The organism is Duffyella sp. Ts4, from assembly GCF_051851875.1.
Lineage (GTDB): Bacteria > Pseudomonadota > Gammaproteobacteria > Enterobacterales > Enterobacteriaceae > Duffyella > Duffyella gerundensis.
Genome location: NZ_JBLYPN010000023.1, coordinates 1 through 26,406, shown reverse-complemented (window position 1 = coordinate 26,406; position 26,406 = coordinate 1). Strand labels below are relative to the sequence as shown.

At 57.3% G+C, this 26,406-nt stretch carries 15 protein-coding genes and 1 pseudogene; 10 read left to right on the top strand and 6 right to left on the bottom strand.

All coding sequences use genetic code 11. The annotated features are described in order from the left end of the window. Positions 1–187: 187 nt before the first annotated feature. Positions 188–1,249 carry a LacI family DNA-binding transcriptional regulator gene (locus ACJY2L_RS19425; protein WP_439213765.1) on the top strand — a complete coding sequence of 354 codons (1,062 nt, stop codon included), beginning with the start codon at positions 188–190 and terminating at the stop codon, positions 1,247–1,249. A gap of 7 nt (positions 1,250–1,256) precedes the next feature. Here ACJY2L_RS19425 and ACJY2L_RS19420 read toward each other — a convergent pair whose 3' ends face one another. After that, positions 1,257–1,556 (bottom strand): helix-turn-helix domain-containing protein, encoded by a 300-nt coding sequence (locus tag ACJY2L_RS19420; protein ID WP_371317217.1) that lies wholly within the window; start codon positions 1,554–1,556, stop codon positions 1,257–1,259. Between the two features lie 3 nt (positions 1,557–1,559). After that, positions 1,560–4,451 carry a sensor domain-containing protein gene (locus ACJY2L_RS19415; RefSeq protein ID WP_439213764.1) on the bottom strand — a complete coding sequence of 964 codons (2,892 nt, stop codon included), beginning with the start codon at positions 4,449–4,451 and terminating at the stop codon, positions 1,560–1,562. Between the two features lie 514 nt (positions 4,452–4,965). On the opposite strand from ACJY2L_RS19415, the gene ACJY2L_RS19410 reads away from it, so the two are divergent. Beyond that, a complete protein-coding gene (locus ACJY2L_RS19410; protein ID WP_209501372.1) occupies positions 4,966–5,586 on the top strand; it encodes a response regulator transcription factor in 621 nt (206 codons plus the stop codon). Between the two features lie 271 nt (positions 5,587–5,857). Next, positions 5,858–7,108: a serine hydrolase domain-containing protein gene (locus ACJY2L_RS19405; RefSeq protein WP_439213762.1), complete on the top strand. Its 1,251-nt coding sequence runs from the start codon at positions 5,858–5,860 to the stop codon at positions 7,106–7,108. Here ACJY2L_RS19405 and ACJY2L_RS19400 read toward each other — a convergent pair. Together ACJY2L_RS19400 and ACJY2L_RS19395 are read right to left on the bottom strand one after the other, a co-directional pair. Continuing rightward, a complete protein-coding gene (locus tag ACJY2L_RS19400) occupies positions 7,020–7,634 on the bottom strand; it encodes a hypothetical protein (protein ID WP_439213761.1) in 615 nt (204 codons plus the stop codon). The genes ACJY2L_RS19405 and ACJY2L_RS19400 overlap by 89 nt on opposite strands. A 187-nt stretch (positions 7,635–7,821) precedes the next feature. Beyond that, on the bottom strand, positions 7,822–8,667 hold the full coding sequence (locus ACJY2L_RS19395; RefSeq protein WP_439213760.1) for an OmpA family protein: 846 nt from the start codon (positions 8,665–8,667) through the stop codon (positions 7,822–7,824). Here ACJY2L_RS19395 and ACJY2L_RS19390 point away from each other — a divergent pair. Together ACJY2L_RS19390 and ACJY2L_RS19385 are read left to right on the top strand one after the other, a co-directional pair. Then, positions 8,642–10,357, top strand: a pseudogene (locus ACJY2L_RS19390) (flagellar biosynthesis protein FlhA); the annotation flags it as partial. The gene ACJY2L_RS19395 and the pseudogene ACJY2L_RS19390 overlap by 26 nt on opposite strands. 288 nt (positions 10,358–10,645) lie before the next feature. Further along, positions 10,646–13,822 carry an autotransporter outer membrane beta-barrel domain-containing protein gene (locus ACJY2L_RS19385; RefSeq protein WP_439213759.1) on the top strand — a complete coding sequence of 1,059 codons (3,177 nt, stop codon included), beginning with the start codon at positions 10,646–10,648 and terminating at the stop codon, positions 13,820–13,822. A gap of 589 nt (positions 13,823–14,411) precedes the next feature. Here the strand turns inward: ACJY2L_RS19385 and ACJY2L_RS19380 are convergent. Beyond that, complete coding sequence (locus tag ACJY2L_RS19380) at positions 14,412–14,813, bottom strand: RidA family protein (protein ID WP_439213758.1); 402 nt, start codon at positions 14,811–14,813, stop codon at positions 14,412–14,414. 145 nt (positions 14,814–14,958) lie between these two features. Here ACJY2L_RS19380 and ACJY2L_RS19375 point away from each other — a divergent pair, with 145 nt between their 5' ends. Both ACJY2L_RS19375 and ACJY2L_RS19370 read left to right on the top strand, forming a co-directional pair. Next, positions 14,959–15,564: a TetR/AcrR family transcriptional regulator gene (locus ACJY2L_RS19375; RefSeq protein WP_439213757.1), complete on the top strand. Its 606-nt coding sequence runs from the start codon at positions 14,959–14,961 to the stop codon at positions 15,562–15,564. Between the two features lie 614 nt (positions 15,565–16,178). Continuing rightward, complete coding sequence (locus tag ACJY2L_RS19370) at positions 16,179–16,661, top strand: YlaC family protein (RefSeq protein WP_209501284.1); 483 nt, start codon at positions 16,179–16,181, stop codon at positions 16,659–16,661. On the opposite strand, the gene ACJY2L_RS19365 is transcribed toward ACJY2L_RS19370, so the two are convergent. Next, positions 16,658–18,079: a PLP-dependent aminotransferase family protein gene (locus ACJY2L_RS19365; RefSeq protein WP_439213756.1), complete on the bottom strand. Its 1,422-nt coding sequence runs from the start codon at positions 18,077–18,079 to the stop codon at positions 16,658–16,660. The two genes, ACJY2L_RS19370 and ACJY2L_RS19365, sit on opposite strands and share 4 nt — an antisense overlap. Before the next feature lie 226 nt (positions 18,080–18,305). Here ACJY2L_RS19365 and ACJY2L_RS19360 point away from each other — a divergent pair, with 226 nt between their 5' ends. The 3 genes from ACJY2L_RS19360 to ACJY2L_RS19350 form a co-directional block, all read left to right on the top strand. After that, positions 18,306–21,881 carry an Ig-like domain-containing protein gene (locus ACJY2L_RS19360; RefSeq protein WP_439213755.1) on the top strand — a complete coding sequence of 1,192 codons (3,576 nt, stop codon included), beginning with the start codon at positions 18,306–18,308 and terminating at the stop codon, positions 21,879–21,881. A 255-nt stretch (positions 21,882–22,136) separates the two neighbouring features. Beyond that, positions 22,137–23,942: an Ig-like domain-containing protein gene (locus tag ACJY2L_RS19355; RefSeq protein ID WP_439213754.1), complete on the top strand. Its 1,806-nt coding sequence runs from the start codon at positions 22,137–22,139 to the stop codon at positions 23,940–23,942. A gap of 120 nt (positions 23,943–24,062) precedes the next feature. Further along, positions 24,063–26,406 (top strand): Ig-like domain-containing protein (locus ACJY2L_RS19350; RefSeq protein ID WP_439351305.1); only part of this gene is annotated, 2,344 nt, incomplete at its 3' end.

Here is a 26,406-nt window from a genome sequence, read left to right as displayed (position 1 = left end):
GAGGATGAGAGGAAAACGTGACCTGCTGTGAAGCTAATCAAGGCAAAAACGTGGGTACAGCCACTTTTTTGAAAACTTTTACATGGGACACTACAGCGCCAAAAGCCAGCGGGAATGCAGACCGTTATGACGTGGCTTTCTGCATAATGAAAAATTTTTCATGGCGTAATATGCGTGGGATCACAAAATGAAAGGAAAGCTCAATATCAGGGAAATTGCGGCGCAGGCGGGCCTGTCGATTGCCACCGTGTCGCGCGTGCTGGCGGGCAAAGCAAACACCCGCGCCGCCACCCGTGAAAAGGTGCTGGCCATCGCCCGGCAGCACGGCGTCATGGAGAACCTTACCGCTGGCCGCCTGCTGCTGAATAATCTGCTGGTGTTTGCGCCGCCGCGCGCCTTTGATCAGCGTACGGATATCTTCTACTACAAGGTGATTCAGGGCATTCATCAGGCGCTGAACCATCACGATGTGCGCGTGCGCTACTGCGGTATTGATGAGCTGGACAGCGACGCCGCGCTATTTCTGCAGAAGATGCACCAGCCGGAAACCGACGCGGCGATCATCGTGGGCATCGATGACCGACATATTCATCAGCTGGCGGCCGAGCTGAACAAGCCGTGCGTGCTGATTAACTGCCTTGATCAGCGCATGCGGTTGCCCGCCGTGTCGCCCGATCATCAGCTAATCGGCCATTTTTCCGCTAACTATCTGTTTGAGCAGGGACACCGCCAGCTACTGACCCTGCACTGCCTGCGCCGTTACACCATGGCGCAGCGTCTGGCGGGCGTGCGTGACGCCTGGCGTGCCAACAATCTCTACATGGATGAGCGCCGCCATCTGCTGACCGTCGAGGGCTTTGGCAGTGCCGAGGCGGAGCAGCGGGTTAGCGCCTGGCTACAGCGCACGCCAGCCAACAAGCGGCCAACGGCGATCCTCGCCGGTGGCGATTTTATGGCGATGGGCGCCATGAGCGCGCTGCAAAATGCCGGTCTGCGCGTGCCGCAGGATATCTCGGTCATGAGCATGGATGGCTTCAACCTGGCGGCGATTCACGATATCGCCCTGACCTCGGTACAGGTTCCGCGCAACGAACTGGGCAGCGAGGCGGTGCGCGTACTGCAACAGCGGCTGCTCAACCCCGGCGGCCCGTGCGGCAACCTGCTGCTCGCCGGAAAATTGGTCAACGGCGAAACGGTGCGCCGCCTGCGTCAGCAGGCGCCGGTGCGCCAGGAAGGACTGTACGAATAGCACAGCGCTACAGGTGAAAAATACGCCCGCTGCCATCGGGCAGTTCAACCGTGATGCTCAGTTTGCCGCCCAGCGCCTCAACGTAACGCTTCAGGGTATCCAGCTTGATTTCGTTGCCGCGCTGCTCAATTTGCGCCACCGCGGGCTGGCTGATGCCCATGCCTTCGGCGACGTTTTTTTGCGACAGATGCAGCTCTTCACGCAGCTTTTGCAGGCCCGGCTGCAACAGCATCGCCTCGGCCATATCCTGAATCAGCATCTTCCCTTCCGGCATCGCATTCGTTTCCGTTTTCATCTTTACCCTCAGTGTTCATATCGATGGCAGCAGGCTTCCGCCCTGTAGCCAGCATTGTTGTTCCAGACTCTCCAGCCGCAGTTCCGACGGCTGCGGTCGACCAAAAAAGTAGCCCTGAAACAGCGTGCAGCCCTCTTCGCGCAGCTTGAGGAACTGTTCGCTGCTTTCCACGCCTTCGGCGGTGATCTGAATATCCAGACTGCGGCTCATGCCGGTGATGGCGCGAATGATCGCCAGCGCCTCACGGCTGTCGCCCATGTCGTTGATAAACGACTTGTCGATTTTGATTTTGTCGAAGGGAAACGAGCGCAGGTAGCTGAGCGATGAATAGCCGGTGCCAAAATCATCCAGCGCGATCATCACGCCCAGCGCCTTGAGGTTTTGCAGGGTGCGAATGTTGCCGAGCGAATCGTCCAGCAGCACCGATTCGGTGATCTCCACCTCCAGCCGGTGCGGGCTCAGGCCGGAATCGCGCAGCGCCGCTTCCACCGTTGACACCAGCGAGCTGTTTTTAAACTGCATCGGCGACAGGTTCACCGAAATGGTCTGCTCGCCCGCCCAGCTCACCGCTTCGCGGCACGCCTCATACAGCGCGTAGGCGCCCAGCATATGAATCAGCCCGGTCTCTTCAGCGATGGGAATAAAGTCGTTGGGCATAATCAGCCCTTTAACCGGATGGTGCCAGCGCATCAGCGCTTCATAGCCGAGAATATTGGTGTGTTCGGCGTCGGTAATCGGTTGATAATAGAGCTTAAGTTGCTTGTTGGTGATCGCTTCGCGCAGGTCGTTTTCGATGATGCGCCGCGTGCGGGCCGCGTCATCCATCGCCAGCGTAAAATGTTCATAGCGGTTGCGGCCATTGCGCTTAGCCTCATACAGCGCCATGTCGGCACAGCGCAGCAGATGTTCCGATGAACCGATCGCGCTGCTGGCCAGCGCAATGCCAACGCTCAGCCCCACCGTCAGATTATGCCCTTCGATGTTAACCGGTGGCCGAATCGCTTCAATCAGGCGCGATGCCAGCGCGCTCGCCTCATCCAGCTTATCCAGCCCCGGCAGCACAATGGCAAACTCATCGCCGCCGATGCGCGCCAGCGTATCGCTGTCGCGGATCACGCCGCGTAGCCGTTTCGCTACCGATCGCAACAGTTCGTCGCCAATCTGGTGGCCCAGCGCATCATTCACATTTTTGAAGTTGTCGAGATCGAGGCACAGCACCGCCAGCAGCTTGTGATGCTGGGCATCGGCGCGCAGCGCCTCGCTGAGTCGCTGACGGAACAGCACGCGGTTCGGCAGGCTGGTGAGATTATCGTGGTGCGCCATATGACGAATGCGTGCGTCGACTTCCCGCTGATCGGTCACGTCTTCGACAATCAGCATGACGTAGTCCTGGCGTGCATCCTCGCCTTTGATGGTGGTGGCGCGCGAATGCAGAATGCGTTCACCGGTCGAGGTGGTGAGTAACTGCTCACACTGATGCACGCCTTCGGTACGCAAGGCGATATCCGCTAAATCGTTGAAGTAGTCGCTCAGCTCGGGCGACATACAATCCTGCGGACGACGATGCTGAAACTGCGCTTTGGTGGTGCCGAACAGCTGTTCTGCTTTGTCATTGATCAGCAGAATTTCGCGTGAAACAGCGTCTTCCACAATCACGCAGGAAGGTATATTGCTGATGATGTTATCAAGAAAGTTCGACAGCGATTCCATCTGCGCGCTCTGCGCTTCTGCCAGATCTTTCGCGCGCAGCAGCAGCTGTTCTTGCTCGCGCTTTTCCGTCACGTCGCGGGTGATTTTAGCGTAGCCAATCAGCTTACCGTTATCGTCATGAATGGCGTCGATCACCACATGTGCCCAGAACGCGCTGCCATCTTTACGGTAACGCCAGCCTTCGTCTTCGAAACGGCCAGAGGTGAACGCTATCTGAAGATTGGCCTCCGGCGCTTTGTCCAGGCGCTCCTGCGCACTGTAAAACACGGAAAAATGTTTGTTGAGAATTTCGCTGGCGAGATAGCCTTTTGCCCGCTGCGCACCGGCGTTCCAGTTCACCACCCGGCCCTGTAGATCCAGCATATAAATCGCATAATCGGTGACCCCTTCCACCAGCAGGCGGAATTTGGTCTCCTGTTCGCGCCGTTCGCGCTCCACGCGCTGCTGTTCGGTGCAGTCGCGGGTAATTTTGGCGTAGCCAATCAGCTGGCCGCTCTCGTCACGAATAGCGTCGATGATCACGTGCGCCCAAAAGGTGGTGCCATCTTTGCGGTAGCGCCAGCCCTCATCTTCAAAGCGGCCGGTGCGCCACGCGGTTTGTAGATTACGTTCCGGCAGATAGGTGAGCCGATCCTGCAGGCTGTAAAAAATACCGAAATGCTTGCCGACCACCTCTTCGGCCACATAGCCTTTGGCACGTTGCGCACCGGCATTCCAGTTCACCACCAGGCCATCCTGATCGAGCATGTAGATGGCGTAATCGGTGACCCCTTCCACCAGCAGGCGGAACTTCGCCTCCTGCTCGCGCACTTTGCGCTCCGCTTCCTGCTCCTGCGTGCGGTCGCGGGTAATCTTGGCAAAGCCGATCAGCTGGCCGCTGTCGTCATGCACGGCGTCGATCACCACATGTGCCCAGAAGGCGCTGCCATCTTTGCGCAGCCGCCAGCCTTCAGTTTCAAAACGCCCGGTTTCGCGGGCGATGCTTAAGCCGCGCTGCGGCATGCCTTTATCGCGATCTTCCTGGGTATAAAATTGCGCAAAATTTTTGCCCACGATCTCCTCGGGCGTGTAACCCTTGGCCCGCTGCGCACCGGCATTCCAGTTGGCCACGGTGCCATCCGGCATGAGCATATAAATGGCGTAATCCACTACGCTTTGCACCAGCAATCGATACAAAATATCGTCGTTGTTGTTCATTCTGATTTGCCTGTCATCGTGCTGTGTGTTGACTCGCCGGAAAAGGTCCAGCGATAACTCGGCCTTGTTGTTCAGCGCGACGCTGAACAAAGGTTACTGACACATGATTATCACGTCTTACATAGAGAGTTTATCGGCAACGGTAAGGAAATATTCAGCCAACCGGCATCATGCTAGCGATTTTTTCCCTGTCGCCATGCCAGACGCCACGTGACTTGCAGGACAATTAGCACGCCGCGCCGGTTCTGCTGCGCTGCGGATTAACTGATTATAAAAGCAGGTGGCAACAAAATAGCAATTTGCATTAGAATTGCGCTGGCTGATTAATTTCGACAGCAAATACTATTATAAAATTCCTTTTTAGTCTTTTTTAGAGACAAGTCTCAAATTGGTCTCATCCAGAGGCGGCAATAATGGTCAGGGAAGCACCGGCTTTGTAATTAACGGCTGTGGTAACACCGTCGTTTAACAAAGCAGCAGTCAATTTAGCTCATCGCATTTCTGGGAAAGGCACATGATTAAAACTATTTTTATTGTTGATGACCATCCGATCATATGTACGGGAATTAAAGCGTTTCTACGCGCCAATGGATATGAGATCGCTGGGATTGCTGAGAATGGGCTTTCGGTTATCGCTGACGTCGGGTTGCACCGTCCCGATTTGGTGATTATGGATCTCAACATCCCTGGCAGGGATGGCATTCAGGTTATTGAAATACTTAAAAAAATAAACTCAAGGCAGCGTATTATCGTATTGACCGCGTCGGAAAGTGAATACCATTTACAGCGCTGCCTGCAGCTGAACGTGGAAGGCTTTGTTTATAAAAGCCATGATATCAGCCAGCTACTGGTGGCTATTCGCGCCGTCAACAAAGGCGAACGCTATTATCCGTTGCAGGTCGACCTGGAGAGTGAAGATCGCGACAGCGAAAGCCGCCGTTTAATGAGCCTGTCGCGCCGGGAATTGTCGGTGCTGGTTCGCCTGGCGTCTGGACAGTCAAATAAAGAGATTGCTGCGCAGCTCTGCCTGAGCAATAAAACCATCAGCACCTATAAGGTAAAAATCCTGAGAAAGCTGGGGATAAAAAGCATTGTAGAAATAAACGAAATGGCGAAAAGAAATAATCTTGTCTGATTGATATTCTGTTTTTTCGTTAACTGGTCAGAGTTCGTACCTTTATTTTTAGGAAACTTTTTAGCCCTTCTCTTAATACGTTCGTGTAATGCAGCCAGGGCGGCGGGCCGTTATTATGTTGTTTATTTCCAAATCAGCGGGATAAATAACGTAAATCGCTGCCCATGGCTGATTATGTCTTGAGCGATCCCACCTCATACCGGTAGACTTGCCGCCACGTTTCACCTCGCCTGTTTGTGCCCCTATGTTATCGCCCAAATTATTGTGCGGAATGGCCCTGACGCTGTGCCTGAGCGGCTGCGGCACGCTCTCCAGCAATCACATCGATCTCTCTGCGCGAGCAATGCATCTGGCCGTCTGCGGTGCGCCGCTGTGGCAGCAGGTTGACGCCCTTGCGTTGCCGCAACTGCAACAAACGCCGGGCATCAGCATTGCGGTGCTCGACGCACAGGGTGGGCGCCAACTATTCAACTACGGTTATCTGGATAGTTCCAGAAAAGCGCCGGTAACCGGCGATACGCGCTTTGCCATCGGATCGCTGAGCAAAGGTTTTACCGCCGAAGCGACCGCGTGGCTGGTGCAACATCAGCAGCTGAACTGGCAGGATAACCTTGGCACGCTGCTGCCCGATCCCAACGCGCTGAGCGCCGATGCCCAACGTATTACCCTGGAGCAGTTGGCCACCCACAGCGCCGGGCTGCCGCGTCAGATCACCAACAGCGCGATGCTGGCAAGACTGGTCGATTACCTGTTTACCGGCGCGCCCTTTTATCAGGATCTCGATCGCGGCGACTACCGACGCTGGCTGGCTGGCTTTCATCGCCCGCCGCAGCCGCAGGTGGTCTATTCCAATCTTGGCTACGCGCTGCTCGATCGCGCCGTGCTGTTGAAAAGCGGCCAGCCGCCGCAAAACTGGGTTGAAAAGCAAATTTTGCAGCCGCTGGCGATGCGCCACACCGGCTATCAGCCAGATGCGCTGCCCGACAACGCCGATCGCGCCGTAGGTCACGCGGGCGACCAGCCTAAATTTATGTCGCGCGGCCAGCCGGTGCCGGACTGGCAGTTTCACGGCGACATGGTGGGCGCGGCCGCGTTGTGGTCAACCAGCAGCGATCTGCTGCGTTACGCGCAAGCGCACTTGCAGGGCAGCGGCGATGCCACGCTCGATGCGGCATTTCAGGATGCGATGCGAGTGCGGATTAGCACGCCCGGCCACGATGATGCGGCGCTGGGCTGGCTGCAAAACACGCTGTTTGGTCAGCAGATTCTCTATCAGTCGGGGTTTATTGGCGGCTTCGCCAGCTACATTGGGCTGGATCGCCGCCACGGTACGGCGGTGGTGGTGTTACAGAACAGCTTTAACTGGCGCAATGATATCGGTCATCGCCTGCTGCTGCGTCTGGCAGAGCAGCAGGATCATCCCTGCACGACAACTAGTGTTGCGCTACCGGATGCCAGAAGTGGGTCAGCGCACCTTCTCCGCCGGTCAGCGGATCGCTCTCTGGTAACGGCACGTGACTGATGCGTTCCTGCGAGCGCTCCAGCAGGCTTTTATCATCACGTAGCGTTTCTGGCTCCATCTGATTGGGATAGGCGCCGACGCAGAAAAAATCTTCGCTGGCGGCGACCTGCTTATGGCCGACGCCCGCCGGAATCAGCACCGCATCCCCGGCGCGCAGCGTGACCATGCGGCCATTGTCACCGCCAAACAGCACTTCTGCCCATCCCGCGCCTACGCCAAGCAGCTCATGGGTATTCGGATGATAATGGGTATAAGGATGGATTGGATAGCGCCAGCGCGGCGTCCAGTGATGCTGTGCAAAAGTCTTTTCAAACCAGCCAGCGATATCCTCCTCTTCACCCTCTTCCAGTTCACGCAGCGCGACGCGCGGATAGATAATCAGCGGTAGCGGGTTGTTGGGCACGCCGTTATCGACGGTGGCCAGCATCAGATGCAGCGGATTGGCAGATGCGCCGGCAGAAAAAGTGCCAGCCGCAAAGGACATGGAAAGCAGTAATGACGACACGGGCACAATGGGAGGACACATAAGCCATCTCCAGGCAGGCGGAATGATGAGCTATAATTGTGGCAAATTTTCACAAACTCACAACACCTTCCGCTACGTTTTCATCACAAAAAATGCTTAACAATTAATCACTAAGTCAAATTCAGGCAAAAAAAAACCGGTGACGATAATCACCGGCTGAACCACGAGGTTCTAAGGCACTGACGGGCTACTGGATTCGTTGCATCGCGGGCTTCACCACCTTCTCGCCCTGATGACCATAAAATTGATACAGCGTTTCGGCGGCCGCTTCGGTTAACACCATGATTTCAATGCGCCGGTTGCGGTCACTTAACGGATTCTGCTGATCGAGCGGCATGCGCGCCGCCATGGCATTCACCTGAATCACGCGGGCCGATTCCAGCCCGCCGCGCTCCAGCATGCGCCGGGCGGCCAGCGCACGGTCGCCGGAGAGATTCCAGTTGTTGTAGGCGGCGTTGTCGCTGTAACGCGCCGCATCGGTATGGCCGGTGATCATGATCTGGTTATCGATGCGGTTAAACACCGGCGCCAGCTCGGTCAGCAGCCGCGCAAAATAGGGCATTAGCACCGCGCTACCGCGGGGAAACATGGTGCGATCGCTGTTGTCCTGAATCAGAATACGCAGCCCCTGCGGCACCTTCTCCAGCGACAGGTTATTTTGCGCGTTATAGAGCGTGGCGATATTGAGGATCACCTGGCGCAGCTTTTCCAGCTCGCTGTCGGAGCGCGAGATCACGCTGCTCAAACTTTCTGCCGGGTCCGCCAGCGGCGGCGTCGAGTCGCGAGTTGCGCTGTTGATCGATCCGCCATCGGCACGCAGTTCCGCCTGAGCGGTCGGCAGGCTGCTGGTGGCCAGCTCCGCGTCCGTTGCCACCTCAATCTGCGTCGTCACCGGCGCCGAACCCTGATGGCTGCCAAAGGCGAACGGGTTAAAATCGGAGTTATCGAAGAACGAGGTATGGTGCATCTGCGCCACGATCTCCCGCCGTTCATCTTCCGACACCGAACTGATGATTAACTTCGTGGTGGTCACCAAAGGCGCCGAGCGTATTTCTGAAGTCTCGGCGCGCTTTACCCTTGATGCGCTGCCGGGCAAACAGATGGCGATCGACGCCGATCTCAACGCCGGGTTGATCAATCAGGAAGAGGCGCGTCAGCGGCGCAAAGATGTCGCCAACGAAGCGGATTTCTACGGTGCGATGGATGGCGCGTCGAAGTTTGTGCGCGGTGACGCCGTAGCCGGGATCATGATCCTGTTGATCAACGTGCTGGGCGGCATTTTGATCGGCATCTTCAAATACAATCTGCCCGCCGGGCAGGCGTTTGAGCAATATGTTCTGCTGACCATCGGTGATGGTCTGGTGGCACAGATTCCCTCGCTGCTGCTGGCAACCGCCGCCGCGATCATCGTGACCCGCGTCAGCGACGGCAACGACATTGGCGACGAGATCAAATCGCAGCTGCTGGCAAAACCCTCGACGCTCTACACCGCCGCACTGGTAATGTTTGTGCTGGCGGTAGTGCCTGGCATGCCGCACACGGTGTTTTTAACCTTTACCGGCCTGCTGCTGTTTGCCGCCTGGCGCCAGAACCGCCGCGTGCAGCCAGCAACGCAGAACGAGAACGATATCAGCGCCATTCAGCAGGCGTTGCAGCCGGAAGATGATGGCCTGAGCGTCAGCTGGCAGAGCATTCCGCTGATCGAGCCGGTTGGCCTGAATTTGGGCTATAAGCTAGTGACCATGGTGGATAAAGCCAAAGGCAGCCCGCTGACCCAGCGTATTCGCGGCGTACGACAGGTGGTCTCCGAAACCAGCGGCGTGCTGCTGCCGGAGATCGCCATTCGCGAAGATTTTCACCTCAAACCGGCGCAGTACGCGATAAAAATCAACGGTGTGCGCACCGCTATTGGTGAAGTGCACGCCGATCGGCTGATGGCGATTCCCACCGCCGAGCAGTATGGCGAAATCGATGGCCTGCTCGATACCGATCCCGCTTACGGCATGGCGGTGACCTGGATTTTGCCGGAGATGAAGGCCAAAGCGCTGAACCTCGGTTATCAGGTGGTGGATTGCGCCAGCGTGGTGGCGACTCATGTCAATAAAGTGGCGCGTGAGAACCTGCCGGAGCTATTCAATTATGAGGATATCACCGCCCTGAACGAACGACTGGCCAGTATGGCACCGAAGCTGGCGGAGGATCTCAACGCCGCGCTGAACTACAGCCAGCAGCTGAAGATCCACCGGCTACTGTTGCAGGATCAGGTATCGCTGAAGGATATCGCCACCATTGCCACCACGCTGGTGGAGAGCGCGGCGGTGACCAAAGATCCGATCCTGCTGGCGGCAGACGTGCGCTTTGCCCTGCGCCGGGCGATGGTGGCGGCGATCGCGCCGGATCATAAACCGCTGTCAGCCTTTACGCTCGACAGCGATCTGGAGAATCTGCTGCTGGCGGCGCTGAATCAGGCGCAGCAGGCGGGCAAGATCGCGCTCGACAGCTTCCCGGTGGATCCTAATATTCTCACCCAGCTGCAATCCACCTTGCCGGTGATCCATGAGCAACTGAAGGCGCAGAACCTGACGCAGGTGCTGCTGGTCACACCGCAGCTGCGCCCGCTGATCGCCCGCTACGCACGGCTGTTTGCCGCCGGTTTGCAGGTGCTCTCCTATAACGAAGTGCCGGATGATGCCCGCCTGGAGATTGTCGGCACCGTTAGTTAAGATATTTCTTTACTTATCAGGCCCGGAAACCCCGCCGGGCGCTGTTTTTCACTGCTTTATCCTCCGCTATTCCTGCCTGAAAAAATTATTTATTAACGCTATTCAACTATTTAGTTATGCAATCGCTTGCCCTAAGTAATGTCCCATATCGGCTGTGTTTTCAGGCGTTTATCATCCGCACCTTCTGGGGCCGCAGCCCGTCAGAGGCCGCATTTCCTGCGTCCTGCGTCCCGTTTATGCATCTCTTCCGCTGGCGCTCTGCCGGTGGAAAAACATAAGGACATGCCGATGAAACTCTCTCTGTTAACCCGTAGCTGCCTGCTGGCTTTAGCCACCGGTGGCATTGCACCTGCGCTGCAGGCGGAAGCCTGGCGTGCCGAAGGGGGTGAACAAAAAACCGTGACCAGCGGCCATACCACCAGCACACCGGGTGAATATCCACTTTATGCTGAAGGTGCAGGCAGCACGCTCATTAGCGAAAATGCTTATGAGTTCAATACCACCGGCAACGATCTTTACGCGGCTTATGCACTGGATGGTGGCACGATCATCGCCAACGGCGGCAACTTTACCACCAACGGTACCGGTGCCCACGGCCTGCTCGCCGAAGACGCAACGCTGGTAATTAACGGCGGCACGGTAGCCACCTCCGGCAGCAGCAGCCATGGGATAATGGCCAGCGGCGGCGCGGCTGATATCAGCCTGGAAGATCTGAATATCACCACCTCCAGCAACGGCAGTAACGGCATCAACATGACCGGCGGCATACTGGAAGCTCAGCGCATCACGCTGACGACCTCCGGCAGCAACGCCGATGCGGTTTCACTTGATAACAGCCAGGCGGATCTCAGCGACAACAGCAGCATTACCACCCGCGGTAATGACAGCAACGGCGTGCGCGTACAGAACAACAGCCGCCTGACCATCAGCGACACCACCATTGAACTGGCTGGCAGCGGCAACGCCAGCGGACTGAATATCAGCGACAGCACCGTTAACGCCACGCGGCTGACCGTTACCGCAGCGAACAGCAGCCGCGGTATTGTAGCCAGCAGCAGCGACGGCACTCATCGCTTGCAGCTCAGCCAGACCAACATCACCACCGATGAAGGCGATGCGCTGGTGCTGTCGGGCGGTGAAGCCGAGATGACTAACCTGGTCATCAACAGCAATGAAGGCTATGGCATTCGCAGTGAAAACACCGCGCTAACCCTCAACCAGGGCACGATTGAAACCCTCGGCAGACAGTCAGATGCTATCTGGCTCAGCGGTGACAACAGCGTTGCCAATATTGATGATGTTGAACTTTCAGCCAGCGGCGTGCGGGCCCATGCGGTGCTGCAGGACGGTGGCAGCATTACGCTGCGCAACAGTGAACTGCAAACCAGTGGCATTGGCGGACACGTTATTGAGAGCAGCAACGGCGTGTTCAACGGCGATAATCTGCGTATTAATAGCAGCGGCGCAGGAGGCCACGGCGTGCTGGTCGGCGCTGATGCAGTCGTCACCCTGACCAACAGCGACATTAACACCCTCGGCGGTGGCAGCGCGGGCATACGCGTAAACAGCGGCGGCAGGTTGATCGGCAGCGGCCTGGGCATCGATGCCAGCGGCGGCTCAGCGGTGGCGCTGCAGGGCGGCGATTTACAACTCAGCGAGAGTAAATTACACGCCACCGGCACCACCGCGGTGCTGGATGTACAACCCGCCGATGACGTTCGCGGCCAGGGCCGTTTCGACAATGTTAGCTTCAGCAGTGAACAGGGTGCGCTGATCAAAGCCACCGGCGGCAACGCCGATCTGATCTTTAGCGGCAGCGGTGAGCTGAAAAGCAACGGCGGCGGCCTGCTGCTGGACGCGACCACCCCGGGCACCAGCGATCTTACCGTGCAGACGGATAACTATCAGCTGGCTGGCGATATGCGCGTCGGTGACAACCATCGGGCGGCGGTGACACTGAGCGGGGAATCGGTGTGGCAAGGTGCGGCATCCGCGCTGACTGAATTGTCACTGAATAACAGCCGCTGGTTGATGACGCTCTCCTCTACGCTTGGTTCGCTGAATTTACAGAATGGCCGCGTGAACTTTGGCGCCGCTGGGGCGGATGATTTTCAGACGCTGACCACCGATACGCTTAGCGGCAGCGGCGAGTTTGCCATGCGCACCGATATCGCTAACCTGCGCGGTGACCGGCTGCAGGTCACGGCTGACGGTGCCTCACAGGGTAATCACACCCTTGTGGTGGAGGATTCGGGCCGTGCGCCGCAAAACGGTGACGATCGCCTGGTGCTGGTCGATGCCAACGGCGGCGATGCGCGCTTTAGCCTGGCGGGTGAACATGTTGATGCCGGTGCGTTCCGTTACTATCTGCAGGAAGAGAACAGCGACTGGTATCTGGCGACCGTAACTGAATCGGTTGACCCCGTTGACCCGGCCGATCCTGATCCCATCACGCCAGTCGATCCGGTCGATCCGGTTACGCCCGTTGTGCCGATTATTCCGGAAGATCCCCAGGATCCTGTGGCTCCCGCCAGACCTGACACGCGCGCTAATAACCTGTCAAAAGGCGCTAATGCCGGATTAGGTCAGCAGACCGCTCTGATTGCGTTGCTGACGGCAGAAAACGCCACGCTGGTGGAACGCATGGGTGAGCTGCGAACCGATGGCGGCAGCGGCCTGTGGGTACGTCTTATTGGTGAAGCTTTGCAACACGATCTTGCCCGCAGTCGCGCCTTTAAGCAGACTCTCGGTGGCTTCCAGTTAGGCGGCGATAAGCGTATGCGTTACACAAGCGGCGACCTGCTGCTGGGCGGACTGTTCGGCACCACCGTTTCGGAGCAGGAATATGGCAATAACAGCGCCGGTGAACTTACCTCTTTCAACGTCGGCGGCTATGCAACCTGGCTGGATAACAACGGTTTCTATGCCGATGCGGTGGTGAAGTTCCACAGCATTGAAAGTGCAATCGATATGCGCAATAACCTTTATCGCCGCATTGATGGTGACAGCACCAGCCGTGCCATGAGCGCCAGTCTCGAGACAGGCAAGCAGTGGAAAAATGATGACGGCTGGTTTGTTGAACCACAGGCGCAGCTCACCTCTTTCATTCTGTCCGGTGACACGCTAACGCTGGATAACGGGCTGGAGATTAAAAACCGTCATTACACCTCTCTGCAAAGTCGGTTTGGCGTACGCGCTGGCCGCACGCTGGCGCTGGACGATCAGCAGTCGCTGAATTTCTACGCCAGGGTGTCGAAAATTACCGAGCACGGTAAAGAGCCTGAAGTGCGCGTTGATGGCGTGAAGCTTTATGCCGCGCTGCCTGGCGATCGCATTGAGTATACGGCGGGCGCCAGCTGGCAGGTGAACAACAAGCATAAGCTTTATGCCGAGGCGGGTTATGGGCACGGTAAGCGGATTGAGCAGAAAATGAACCTCAATATTGGCTATCGGTATAGTTTTTAAGGGGCCCTGTGGCCGGGCTGGGCGCTATGGGGGCCGGGGCCGGGGCCGGTAGTTTTAAGGTCAACGGCCATTTCGTTCTGCCTGAAGGCAGCTCTTAAGGTCAAGGTCAACGACCATTTCGTTCTGCCCTTCGGGCCGCCCGAGCAGGGGCGGCATGCGCCCCGCCCCTGCACCCCGGCTATCCGGCAAGCACAACCGCCCGCCACAGGCGGGTACCCTCGTCGGTTCACATTTCTTCACGGACCGCTCGCGATTCGCTCCCCGCTCAACGCTCCCTTGTCCCGCCATCCATGGCGGGCCATCCTGAAATGTTCACCTCCTCAGCGGTGGTGATGCCTCCTCAAGGTCAACACCCAGGTCAAAAGCCAGGTCAAAAGCCAGGTCAAAAAAAGAAGAACAAAAGGAATAAAAAAACAGGGCAAACACGTAAAACAGAACAAAACAGAACAAGACAGAACAAGACAGGCAGAACAGGCAGAACAGGCAGAACAGGCAGAACAGGCAGAACAGGGCTGGGCTTCGACCTGAATATTTAGGTTTAATCAGCTTTGGGCATGTCAGATAGCCTTTTTTTAATCAGATAGCCGTTTTATGGCTGGTCTGTCGGGATGCGGGCGATGACTTTGATTTCGAAATCGAATCCGGCTAGCCAGGTGACGCCGACGGCGGTCCAGTTGGGATAAGGTGGGTGCGGGAAAAGCGCCTGTTTTATCTGCATGATCGTGGGGAATTGGTTTTCCGGATCGGTATGGAAAGTAGTGACATCGATCAGATGGTCAAAAGTACAGTTAGCGGCAGCGAGTGTGGCCTTAAGGTTCGCAAAGGCTAACTCTACCTGGGCGGCAAAATCTGGCTCCGGCGTGCCGTCGGCACGGCTCCCAACCTGACCTGACACAAACAGCAGATCGCCGGATCGTATCGCGGCAGAATACCCATGCGCCTCATAAAGTGCATGCCGGTTCACAGGAAAAACAGGTTCACGCGGGATCATAGTGTTTCCTTTTTTTATCAATGGTGAGTAAGACAACAGCACCCCACGCAAAATTGATTTAATATACGCGGCGTATCTTTAATTAATCACGCATACGTAGCGTATGTCAATTAGCATACGATGGGTATGTCAAAAAGGATGATTTATGGCTGGTAAACGTCGCGCTGAGAGCATGGAAGAGAACCGCACAAAGTTAATTACGGCGGCGCGTAAAGCCTTTGCTGAAAAAGGATTTGCGGCGGCCTCGATGGATGAACTCACTGCCAGCGTTGGGCTAACGCGCGGCGCGCTTTATCACAATTTTGGCGACAAAAAAGGGCTGCTGGCGGCGGTTGTAGCGCAGATGGACGGTGAGATGGCGCAACGTGCTAAAGCTGCTGCCGCGCGCGCGGCGGACGGCTGGGAGAAACTGCTGGCGGAAGGCGTGGCCTATATTGAAATGGCGCTCGACGCGGACGTTCAGCGCATCGTGCTGCTTGATGGCCCCGCATTTCTGGGCGATCCCTCACAGTGGCCGAGTCAAAACAGTTGTCTGGCATCAACCTGCCAGAGCCTGACTGACATGATCGATCGCGGCGTCATCAAACCGGTCGACCCCGCCGCCGCCGCCCATCTCCTCAACGGCGCTGCACTTAATGCTGCGCTATGGATAGCCGCCAGCGACAACCCACAACAGGCGCTACCCAAAGTCATCGACGCCTTCACGATCCTCGCCAGCGGCCTGCGCAACACGCCCGATCAAGCCCATTAATCCTCCCCAACTGAAAGAGCCATATCCACCCCCTACAGATTTACTTCAGTTTTCAGTTTTTAGTTTTTAGTTTTTAGTTTTTAGTTTTTGACCTGGGTTTTGACGTGGGTTTTGACGTGGGTTTTGACGTTGAGGAGGCATCACAAACGCCGAGGCAAAAGCATTTTCCAGGGCGAGCCGCAGGGAGGCGGCGAGAATAAGCGCCGCGCCGGGAGCGCGTCGCGCATGGTCCGTCAGGAAAAGGCTTTTGCCGAGGGCACCCGCGCAGCGGGCGGTTGTGTTTGCCGGATAGCGCGGGTGCAGGGCCGGGGCGACTGCCGGCCCTGCTCGGGCAGGCTTTAGCCTGGACGAAACGGCCCTTGACCTGGCCCTGCTCGGGCAGGCTTCAGCCTGGACGAAACGGCCCTTGACCTGGCCCTGCTCGGGCAGGCTTTAGCCTGGACGAAATGGTTTTTGACCTTGACCTTAAGACCTTGACCTTAAAGGCCGCCCGCCAGGCATCCCACCCCACCCTCCGCCCCAACTGTTATAGGTTTCCCTTCCCCTTCTGTCTCTGCTATGAGACGCCATTTTATGCTTTACTATGTAGCAGAATGCATCAACGAGGAATCACGATGGAAGCCATTAAAAACATCATGCTGCGGGAGATCGCCATCCTGAACCAGGAAGAGCGTCGGGACAACCGACCGCGTTTCAGCCTGAATTTCCTGCGCACGCACCCGGGCCTGTGGGCCATCATGTACATCTGTTACGCGCTCTGTGTGGTGCTGATCTTCACCACCGACTTTCTCGGCTGGCCGGCGTTCTGGTTCGCCACGGCGTTTGTGCTGATCATGAGCGTGCTGATGCTGATGGATATCAATCCAAAGTACCGTTTTGAAGATATCGACGCTCTTGATCTGCGCGTCTGCTTTAACGGCGAATGGTATTACGTGCGCGCCCTGCCGCAGCATGCCATCGACGAAGTGCTGGCAAACCGCGAGACGCCGGAAGCGGTGAAAGAAGGCATCGCCCGCCTGATGCAGCAGAAAGGCGAAGTCGATTTCTACGATCTCTATTTTCTGACCTGGGGCAACCGTGCGGCCAGCAAGATCTAATGCGGCTGGCTGAGCTGCTGGTTAATCAGCTCGGCCAGAATCGCGACTGCCGCTTCCTGCGCCGCATCCCACGGCCAGGCGGTATTAAAGCGAAAGTAGTTAATATACTGATTGCCTGAAGAAAACATACTGCCCGGCGCAATGCTGATGTGGTGCTCCAGTGCGCGGCGATAAAGCAACGTCGCATCCTGTCCGGCAGGCAGTTCAATCCATAAAAAATAGCCGCCCTGCGAATCGTTGATTTTTACCTGCGGCGGCAGCAATCGACGCAGCGCCTGACGCGCATGATTTTTACGCTGCGCCATCACCTGACGAATACGCCGCAAATGACTGTCATAGCTACGCGTGCCGAGATAGTTCGCCAGCGCCAGCTGCATCGGCGCGCTGGTGGAGAGCGTGCTCATCAGCTGTAACCGCTGAATGCGTTGCGCATGCCGACCCGCCGCTACCCAGCCGACGCGAAATCCCGCCACCAGATTCTTGGAAAATGACGAGCAGTGCATCACGTTGTCATGCTGATCCCAGGCTTTCACCGGCAGCGGCCGCTTGCCGCCAAACCACAGCTCGGCATAAACATCATCTTCGATTAACGCCACGTTACGCGCCGCCAGCAGCGCCGCCAGCCGCTGCTTGTTAGCATCCGGCATGGTAAAGCCCACCGGATTTTGCTGGTTGCTCATCAGCCAGCACGCCTTGATCGGCCAGCGATTCAGCGCCTGTTCCAGCTGATCGAGATCGATACCGTGCTGCGGATCGGTGGCGATGGCCACCGCCTTGAGCTTCAGCCGCTCAATCGCCTGTAATGCGCCATAAAATGCCGGGTTTTCAATCACCACCCAATCTCCCGGCTCGGTCACCGCCTGCAAGCTGAGATTCAGCGCTTCCATGGCGCCATTGGTGATGACGATCTCATCCGGCGACACGGTAATCCCCTGCTGCGCATAGCGCTGTGCCAGCGTTTTACGCAGTGTTTCATTGCCGGGCGGCAAGTTATTCAGCGCATCGCTGGGTTTGAGATGATGCGAGACGTTGCTTAACGAACGCATCAGCTGGCGCATCGGAAAGAGTTCGGGATCGGGAAAAGCGGAGCCAAAGGGAATCACCTGCGGATCGCGCGCCGCCTGCAACACTTCAAAGATAAAGCCGTTGATATCGACGCTTTCCGCCAGCTGCACCGGCTGATGGCTGGCAGGCTGACTGAGGTATTCCGCGCGCGGCGCGACAAAATAACCCGACTGCGGCCGTGAGACGATCCAGCCCTGGCTCTCCAGCACCTGATAGGCGTGCATCACCGTCATCAGGCTCATGCCGCTGAGTTCCACCTGCTGACGCAGCGAGGGCAGTTTCTCTCCTGGCTGCCAGGCTTCCGCCTCGATTTGTTCCCGTATCTGCTGCACCAGCTGTTGGTATTTTGCCACGTTGCGCTTTCATTTTTGGCTGTTTGAGGCCGCGCAGTATAACCAACTTTATCGCTGATTGCTGCGCGGCGGCTGCCTGGCATCGGTGCCCTCTCCTCTTCAGAAGATTCCAAATTCGGGACGCATCTTCTGTCAGCTTTTTTTCATTGTCTGCAGAATCGTGTGAATTCAGCCATTTTACGGCCGGTATGCAACATAGCCTCACTCCAGAAAGGACACTATAAATATGCAGATAACTAACGCAAATGAGATCAGAATCACGGACCCTGACTGGCAACATGTCCTGAAGATTGATGACCCCTCGCTGGAAAAGCTGATCGTAAATTTTGATGGGGTGGAATATGAAATTGATATTACGGGCCTGACCGAATATATCTGGACGCCGCCGCCGGGGATGCTGACTGAAGGTCGTCATACCGTTACCTTTCGCTATCAAGATCTGGCAAAAAACTCCGGCAGCACCTCCGCTTTTCTGTTGAACCTGGATACTACGCCACCCGAACGGCCGCTGATTATTACCGCGCGTGATGATGAAGGCGACTGGACTGGCAGCATCGATTCCGGTGGCCGTAGCGACGACATGACTCCTGCTCTTCGTGGCGCAGCTGAGCCGGGCAGTCTGGTGACCGTCTACAATGGCAGCAACCTTCCGATTGCCAGCGGCTATGCGAATGCCAACGGCTATTGGGAAATCATCACGTCGCTGGCCACAGGCACGCATGCGCTGCATGTCACTGCTACCGATCAGTATGATTACGAAAGCGCGCCCTCCGACGTTTTCAACGTTTCTATAGGGCCCGAAGGCATGACGATGGCCACCGAACCGGCACAGGCACAGGCAGCCGCGCCTGATAGCGCCCCCGGTGCGCAGGTGAACAACGCCCATGAGATCCTGACCGACGATCCTGCCTGGCAATACCGCATGGTGATAGACGATCCGACGCTGGAGTGGTTGGTTGTCAATTTTGACGACACGGAGTACCGGATTGATATCCGCGGCCTGACCGAATATACCTGGATGCCGCCGGCGGGCGCCTTTACCGAAGGACGGCATATCATCAGCGTTCGCTATGACGACTTGGCGGGCAATCCCGGTCAGAGCACCGTTTTTGTCCTCAACCTCGACACTACTGCCCCCGGGCGCCCGCTGATCGTCAACGCTTACGACGATCAGGGCAGCCGTATCGGCAGCATTGACAGCGGCGGCCGAAGCGATGACAGCACCCCTACCCTGCGCGGCGTGGCTGAGCCGGGCAGCCTGGTTACCGTCTACAACGCCAATAATCTGCCACTGGCTAGCACCTATACCCGCGCTAACGGCTATTGGGAAATTTCTCTGCAGCTGGCAACAGACACGCATCAGCTTTACGTCACCGCCACTGACAGCCTGAATCATGTCAGTGTGCCCTCTGACGTTTTCAATATTACCATCGGTGCCGATCCTGTGGTGCCTGCGCAGATTACGTATGCTGAAGATGATCAGAGCCCAACAACCGGCAGGCTTACTAGCGGTGCGCTTACCGACGATGACACGCCCCGACTGCATGGCATCGCATCGCCAGATGCTAGCGTTTCCCTACAATACCGTAGCGCAGATGGCAGCTGGCAGAATGGCGGCAACGTCGTAGCCGGACCCACTGGTAACTGGCGATGGGATGCGCCGAGGCTACCAGAGGGCGACTGGGAGTTTCGCGCCAACGCCGAGACAGGTGGCTGGAGCGAACCTTTCAAACTGGAGATTGACCTTACGCCACAGGACAGGATTGAGATTACCCACGCCTGGGACAACGAAGGCATTTATCAGGGTAAGCTGAGCAGCGGCGCGGCAACCGATGACCTGACGCCGACCCTGCACGGTCGTGCTGAAGCCAATAGCCTCGTCTATGTGCACGTCCGGATAACGAATGGCGGCTGGGCGGTGCTGGGCAGCGCCACCGCCGACACCGCGGGCAACTGGACGCTGACCAGCGATCGCCTTTCTCCCGGCACTTATCAGTTCCAGGCTGGCGTCAGCAGCGTGCCAGATAATAGCAACACGCCATTTGAGCTGCAGGTGCTTGCCGCAGATGCCGCTAGCCCGCAGGTCGTGGGCATTTACGATGATGTCGGTGCCGTCACCGGCTGGCTCAGCAATCCCGACGTAACCGACGACCGCACGCCGCGCCTGGAAGGCCGCGCACCGGTAGGTGCCATTGTGGTCATTTATCAGGACGGTATCACCATCGGCTCAACCGTTGCCACAGGCGGCCTGTGGCAGTTAGAGGTGCCAGCGCTGGCGACCGGCAACACCTACCGCTTTACCGCTACTATCCGCGATACTGCTGGCGGCGAGGGCGTGCCATCGCCCGGCTGGCTGGTGGAAATCGTCGACGCCACGCCGCAGCCGGTGAACATCGCCTTTACCGGCATGACCGCCGACAGCGGCGCCTCGGCCAGCGACTGGATCACCAACGACGGCAGCGCCGGCCGCACGGTCAGCGGCACCCTGAGCCGCACGCTGGCGGCGGGCGAAACGCTGCTGGTGCACAACGGCAGCGAGTGGCTGCGCGCCGCGGTCAGCGGGCTGAGCTGGACGCTGGTCGACCCGGTCGCGCACGGCGCCAGCTGGCAGTACCGGGCTACGGTGGAGAACGCCGTCACCGGCACCACCACGCCGCCGGTCGGCCAGCAGGTGGTGTTTGACAACGCCATCGCCACCCCGGCGATCAGCGGCGTCTACGACAACGGCGGCGGTGCCGAGGTGCCGGTGGCCAACGGCGCAACCACCACCGACAGCACGCCGCTGCTGCGCGGCACTGCTGAAACCGACAGTCTGGTATATATCTACCGCGAGGGGGTGAGCGCGCCGGTGGGCAGTGTGAAGGCGGTGAACGGCCAGTGGAGCTTTGTCTCACCAGAACTGGTGCCGGGCAACCATCGCTTTTACGTTGCCGCCGAGGACGTTGCCGGCAACCGCGCCACCTCGGGCAGTTACGGCATCACCACCGCCTCCGCCAGGCACGGCTGGGACTTTGAGAACTACAATAACGGAAAGGTTGAGCCGGTGTTTATCGACGGCCTGAAAATAGCGCAGATTTACAACAAGCCCGCTCTTTATCCTCTCAATGCCAAAGTAATGAATGCACTTAGTATGTCACCACCACACTTTGGTACAAAACTCCTTTACTGTTATGACGACACGAAATTTGAATTTGAAAAGCCGGGATATGAAATCAGCTTTGATATTATGAAAAATCAAGGGGTGAGTTATACCATCACGATCACCTTCTACAACGCCAGCGGCGGCGTGGTTAAGACAATCCGTCCCTCCAACTCGTTGCAGTATTTTGAGGTTCACGAAACCTTTAGCCAGCCGGTGACCGCTTTTAAGGTTGATACCAACGATCGCGGATTTTACATCGACAACATTGAGGTTAACCAGAGCCGCGATCGCTCGCTGATCCCGGAGAAAGTTCAGCAACCGGAGGACGTGCTGCCGCTGATTCAGGAGACGCAGCCGGAGGCCGCACAGGGCCGCATCGACCTGAGCCAGGCAGCGGACGAATCCTATCAGCTGGACGTGGAGACCATCCTCCAGCAGGGCCATGACGACCTGTTCATCAGCGACGGCAAAACCCAGCTGCTGATTGCGGGCGACGCAGGAGATAGCGTGCAGCTGGTGCCGGACGGCAGCAACGGCGGCACGTGGACCGCCGAGGCGGGCACGGTCACCGTGGCGGGCGTGGAATATCAGGTCTACCGCCACAGTGAAAAGCATACAGAAGTGTTGATTCAGGAGGGCATCAATACCAACGTGATGTAACGCCCTAAACAGCCCCACCGGCAGCCAGCATGGCTGCCGGTGGGGCAAAGAGTCTGCTATCCGGCAGGACCTTTTTCCCGTTCTCCGCCATTCGCCGTCCTTACAGCTATCGCCACCCCACCTCAGAAAATTCCAGTTTCGGGACAGGTCTTCTGTCACGCTTTTTGCCTAACCAGCAGAATCGCGCAAACCCGGCTATTCCGGTTAGCACGCTACGAATGATTCGCAGCGTAATATCATTTTGAGGGAAACAGCATGACCATGCAGATCAATAATGCACTTGAGTATTGGACGAGCACTAATGAGTGGAGTATTACCCTGACGCCAACAGAGACCGATCTGGAGTTTATGTGGGTCTATTTCAACAATGTAGAGATTAAAGTGCCTGTTGCGGGCCAGAACCCCATTATCTGGTCGCCGCCGAAAGACCTGTTTAAAGAAGGCGTAAACAGCGTCAGCATGCGCTTCGACGACTTCGCGAAAAACCCTGGCGCAACCTCGGTATTCAACTTAAACCTCGATACCACTGCTCCCATCAAGCCACGCATTCTTTTTACCACCGACGATGTCGGCAGCAACACCGCTATCGTGGGCCCGGACGGCCGCACCGACGATCAATCACCGGTACTTAATGGCCTTGCTGAGCCAAAAAGCCTGGTGACGCTTTATAACGCGCAGGATGAGGTGATTGGCAGTGCGATTGCCGACGGTAACGGCCTGTGGCAGATCGAGGTCGAACTGGCCGATGGCGAGCATGGATTCTATGTCACGGCGGAAGATGCTTTGGGTAACGTCAGCGTTGAGTCCGATGCCTTTAACCTGGTTGTCGGCCCGGATCTCGGCAACACGCCGCCCGGCGTGGCGCTGATCACCCATGCTGAGGATGACGTTGGCGCGTCAACCGGCGAATTGCGCTCGGGTGCCATCACCGATGACACCCGTCCACAGCTGCACGGCACCGCACAGGCGGAGAGCACGATCAATATCCAGTATCGCAACGGCGACGGTGAGTGGATCGACGGCGTCGCGGCAGTAGCCAACGCCAGCGGAGAGTGGAACTGGACCGCACCTGAGCTGGAAGCAGGCAACTGGGAATTTCGCGCCAACGCCGGTGGCAGCTGGAGTCAGCCGTTCAAACTTGACATTGCCACCGCAGGCAGTGACGCACTTAAAGCGGCGATCAGCCAGGCAGAAGATAACTTTGGTGAATACACCGGTCCCCTGCTCAGCGGTGCGATCACCGATGATGCTACGCCAACCCTGAGCGGGCGCGCTGAAGCTAACGCTACCGTAATTATCCGCTGGAACGACGGCAACGATTTCTTTTCCACCACGGTACAGGCAGACGCCAGCAGTAACTGGCAGTGGACTCCCGAGCCGGCGCTCGCACCTGGCAAGTGGGACTTTGCGACCAAAACCAGCAGCAATAGCTGGAGCGCACCTTTCACGCTGGACATTATCGCGCCAGGCTCGCAGGCACCGCTGATGACGGATGTCTATGACGACGTCATGCAAAAGGTCGGTACCGTTGCCAACGGCACTGAAACCAATGACAAGGAACTCCAGCTCAGCGGGCGCGCCGAAGCGAACAGCATTGTGTACATCTATGACAACGAAGTGCTGCTGACCTCGGTAACGGTAGGTCAGGACGGTAACTGGCAAGTGACCACACCGGAACTGGATGATGGCGATCACAGCTTGACTATCAGCTACGGCGACTACGACAGCAGCCTGGCGAGCTGGGATTTTGAAGTCGATACCGCGCCGCCGCCCGATTTTGAGATCGACTCCATGAGAAGCGCTAAGACGTTCAGCCTCTCTTATGAAGAGATTGTTGCTGAAGGCCAGAAATCACTGTGGATCGACAACGACAAGCGCCAGTTCAAGGTAGATGGCAACGAAGGTGACGTACTCGAGCTGGAAAATCTGACGCCGCAGGAGTGGCTGTCGATGGGTGAAGTGACCATTGCAGGCACGCAGTATGACGTCTGGAGTCATCAGGGTGGTGAAACTGAACTGCTGATTCAGCAGGGCATCATCAGCGAACTGGATCAGGCGTAACCCTCCGCCGACAACAGCCCAGCCAGCAAACGCGGGCGCAGCGCCCACTCTTCAGCCCTTAACGTGCTGATGACCAACAAACCGGGCGCATCAGCCATGAATCTTTTAAAGGAATACTACGTGAATATTTTAACCACACCAGGCGTTAACATTCTTGAGCGTGATAGCAACAGGCCGGTGATATCCGGCAGATTACCAAGCGAGATCGGTAAAGGCGGCGAGATGGAGATCGTCATCGGTGCTGACCGTTATACCGTGATGATCGATCCGGCCGACGGCAGCTGGAGCTGGACGCCGCCTGAAGATCTGGCCGACGGCACCTATAGTCTTTCCATCCGCGCCACCGACAGCGCCGGCAACGACGGCACGCCAAAGCTCTATAACCTGGTGATCTCCACCACGCCACCGGAGCCACCGGAATTACTTAACCTTTACGACGATGTTGGCGGCAAAACCGGCAGCTTTGACGCCGGTGTTCCTACCGATGACCGTCGTCCGACGCTGACCGGTCTGGCGCCAAAAGGCTCACTGGTTTTCCTTAAAGATGGCGACGTCGTTATCGGCAGCGCGCTTGCCGATGCGGAAACCGGCAAGTGGACGCTGGAACCGAACGTCGACCTGCAGGACGGCCAAAACAGCCTGACGCTGGTCACCCGCGACACCTTTGCCAAAAAGGATCGTGAAAGCGAGGAGTCCGAGCCGTTTATCATCGTGGTTGGCGCAGATGTCATCACGCCAGCGCCTGGCCCGGGTATAGTATTTATTGATGGCGCAGAGGATAACGTTGGCACTAACACCGGCACGCTGACCTCCGGCGCGCTCACCGACGACACCCGTCCGGAGCTGCATGGCACCGCTCCGGCCAACAGCACCCTGCGCATGCAGTACCGCAGTGAAAAAGGCGACTGGATCGAGGTCGGCAACGTGCCGGTTAATGCTGACGGCAGCTGGAGCTGGGCGCCAGTTAATGCGCTGCCCGACGGCAGCTGGGAGTTCCGCGTGCGTGGCGAAGCTGGCTGGACCGACGAGTTCGCGCTGAAAATCAACGGCCAGGCGCAGACTAGCGTGATCATTTCCTACGCCTCGGACAACAAGGGCCCCTACACTGGCGAGCTGGCAAACGGCGCCATCACTGATGATGACACGCCGTCCCTTCACGGACGCGCCGAGGCCAACAGCATCGTTTACATTCACGGCACGTACAACGGCAGCGACACCTGGAACCCGATGGGCAGCGTGATCGCCGGCCCGGACGGTAACTGGAGCCTGACCACCATGCCCCTGCCCCTCGGCAACTGGCGCTTTCAGGCCGGTGCCAACGCAGCGGCAGACCCGCAGGCCGATACCTTCCTGATTGACCTGATCACCCCTGGCAGTCGCGCGCCGGTTATTCTCGGTGCCTGGGACGACGTGGGTAACATTACTGGTCCGATTGAGAACGGCACCAACACCAACGACACCTACCCTGAACTGCGCGGCACCGCCGAGGCCAACAGCGTGGTGATGATCGAGTATGGCAAAGCCGGTGAGCCGTACAGCACCGGCTACAGCGTTACCGCCAACGCCAGCGGCGAGTGGTCGTTCACCCCACCGCAACCGCTGGAGCTGGGCGGCTGGGTGTTTCGCACCAAAACGGCAAACGGTACCAGCTACAGCAACAGCTGGGGCTTTACCGTAACCGAGGGCGAATTGAAGACTTTTGTACATGATTTTGAAGACCAAACCGTTAGCAATATCTCCAGTGGCTGGAAATATGGGCAGGTAACACTTAGTGCTATCGGTTCAGGAACCAGCTTCGGAATTCATGATTTAACATCAAGAAACATTGGCGTAGGCAAGGTGTTAAAACTGGTTTCATTGTCGACTTCCACCACCACAGAGCTAGCAAGAGCCCGACTCGATTTTGACGAGAAGGTAAACTTCGTGCAGTTGGACGCCATTGAGTGGGAAAGTACCAGTGCGTACGTCACCTACCACAACAGCGCGGGCGTTGAGATTGGTCGGCGTTACGCTACTGATGTTAAAGCCACGGCTCGCGAGGAGCTGAGCTTTTATACCGCCGAAAACGAAATCGCCTACATTCAGTTCTATTTATCAGCCAGAGTTAACTTAACTCACTTCTTTATCGACAATATTATTATCAAGCAGAACTATACTCCGCCGGTTCAGCCAAACGCTGAAGAGCCGTCGCTTTATGACGTTAACGGTGCTGAACTTGAGCTGATTAACGGCGGCAACGACGTTGACACGCTGGTGATGTCAGGCCAGCAGCAGACGCTGGTGATGTCAGAGGTGACCGAACAATTCAGCTCCGTTGAGGTAGTTGATATTACCGGTAGCGGCGACAACCGGCTGGCACTGAACATCGGCGACGTGTTGGACCACGGCGGCCGCGACCTGTTCATCAACGACGGCAAACTGCAGTTTATGGTGCAGGGCAACGCCGGTGACACCGTGCAGCTCG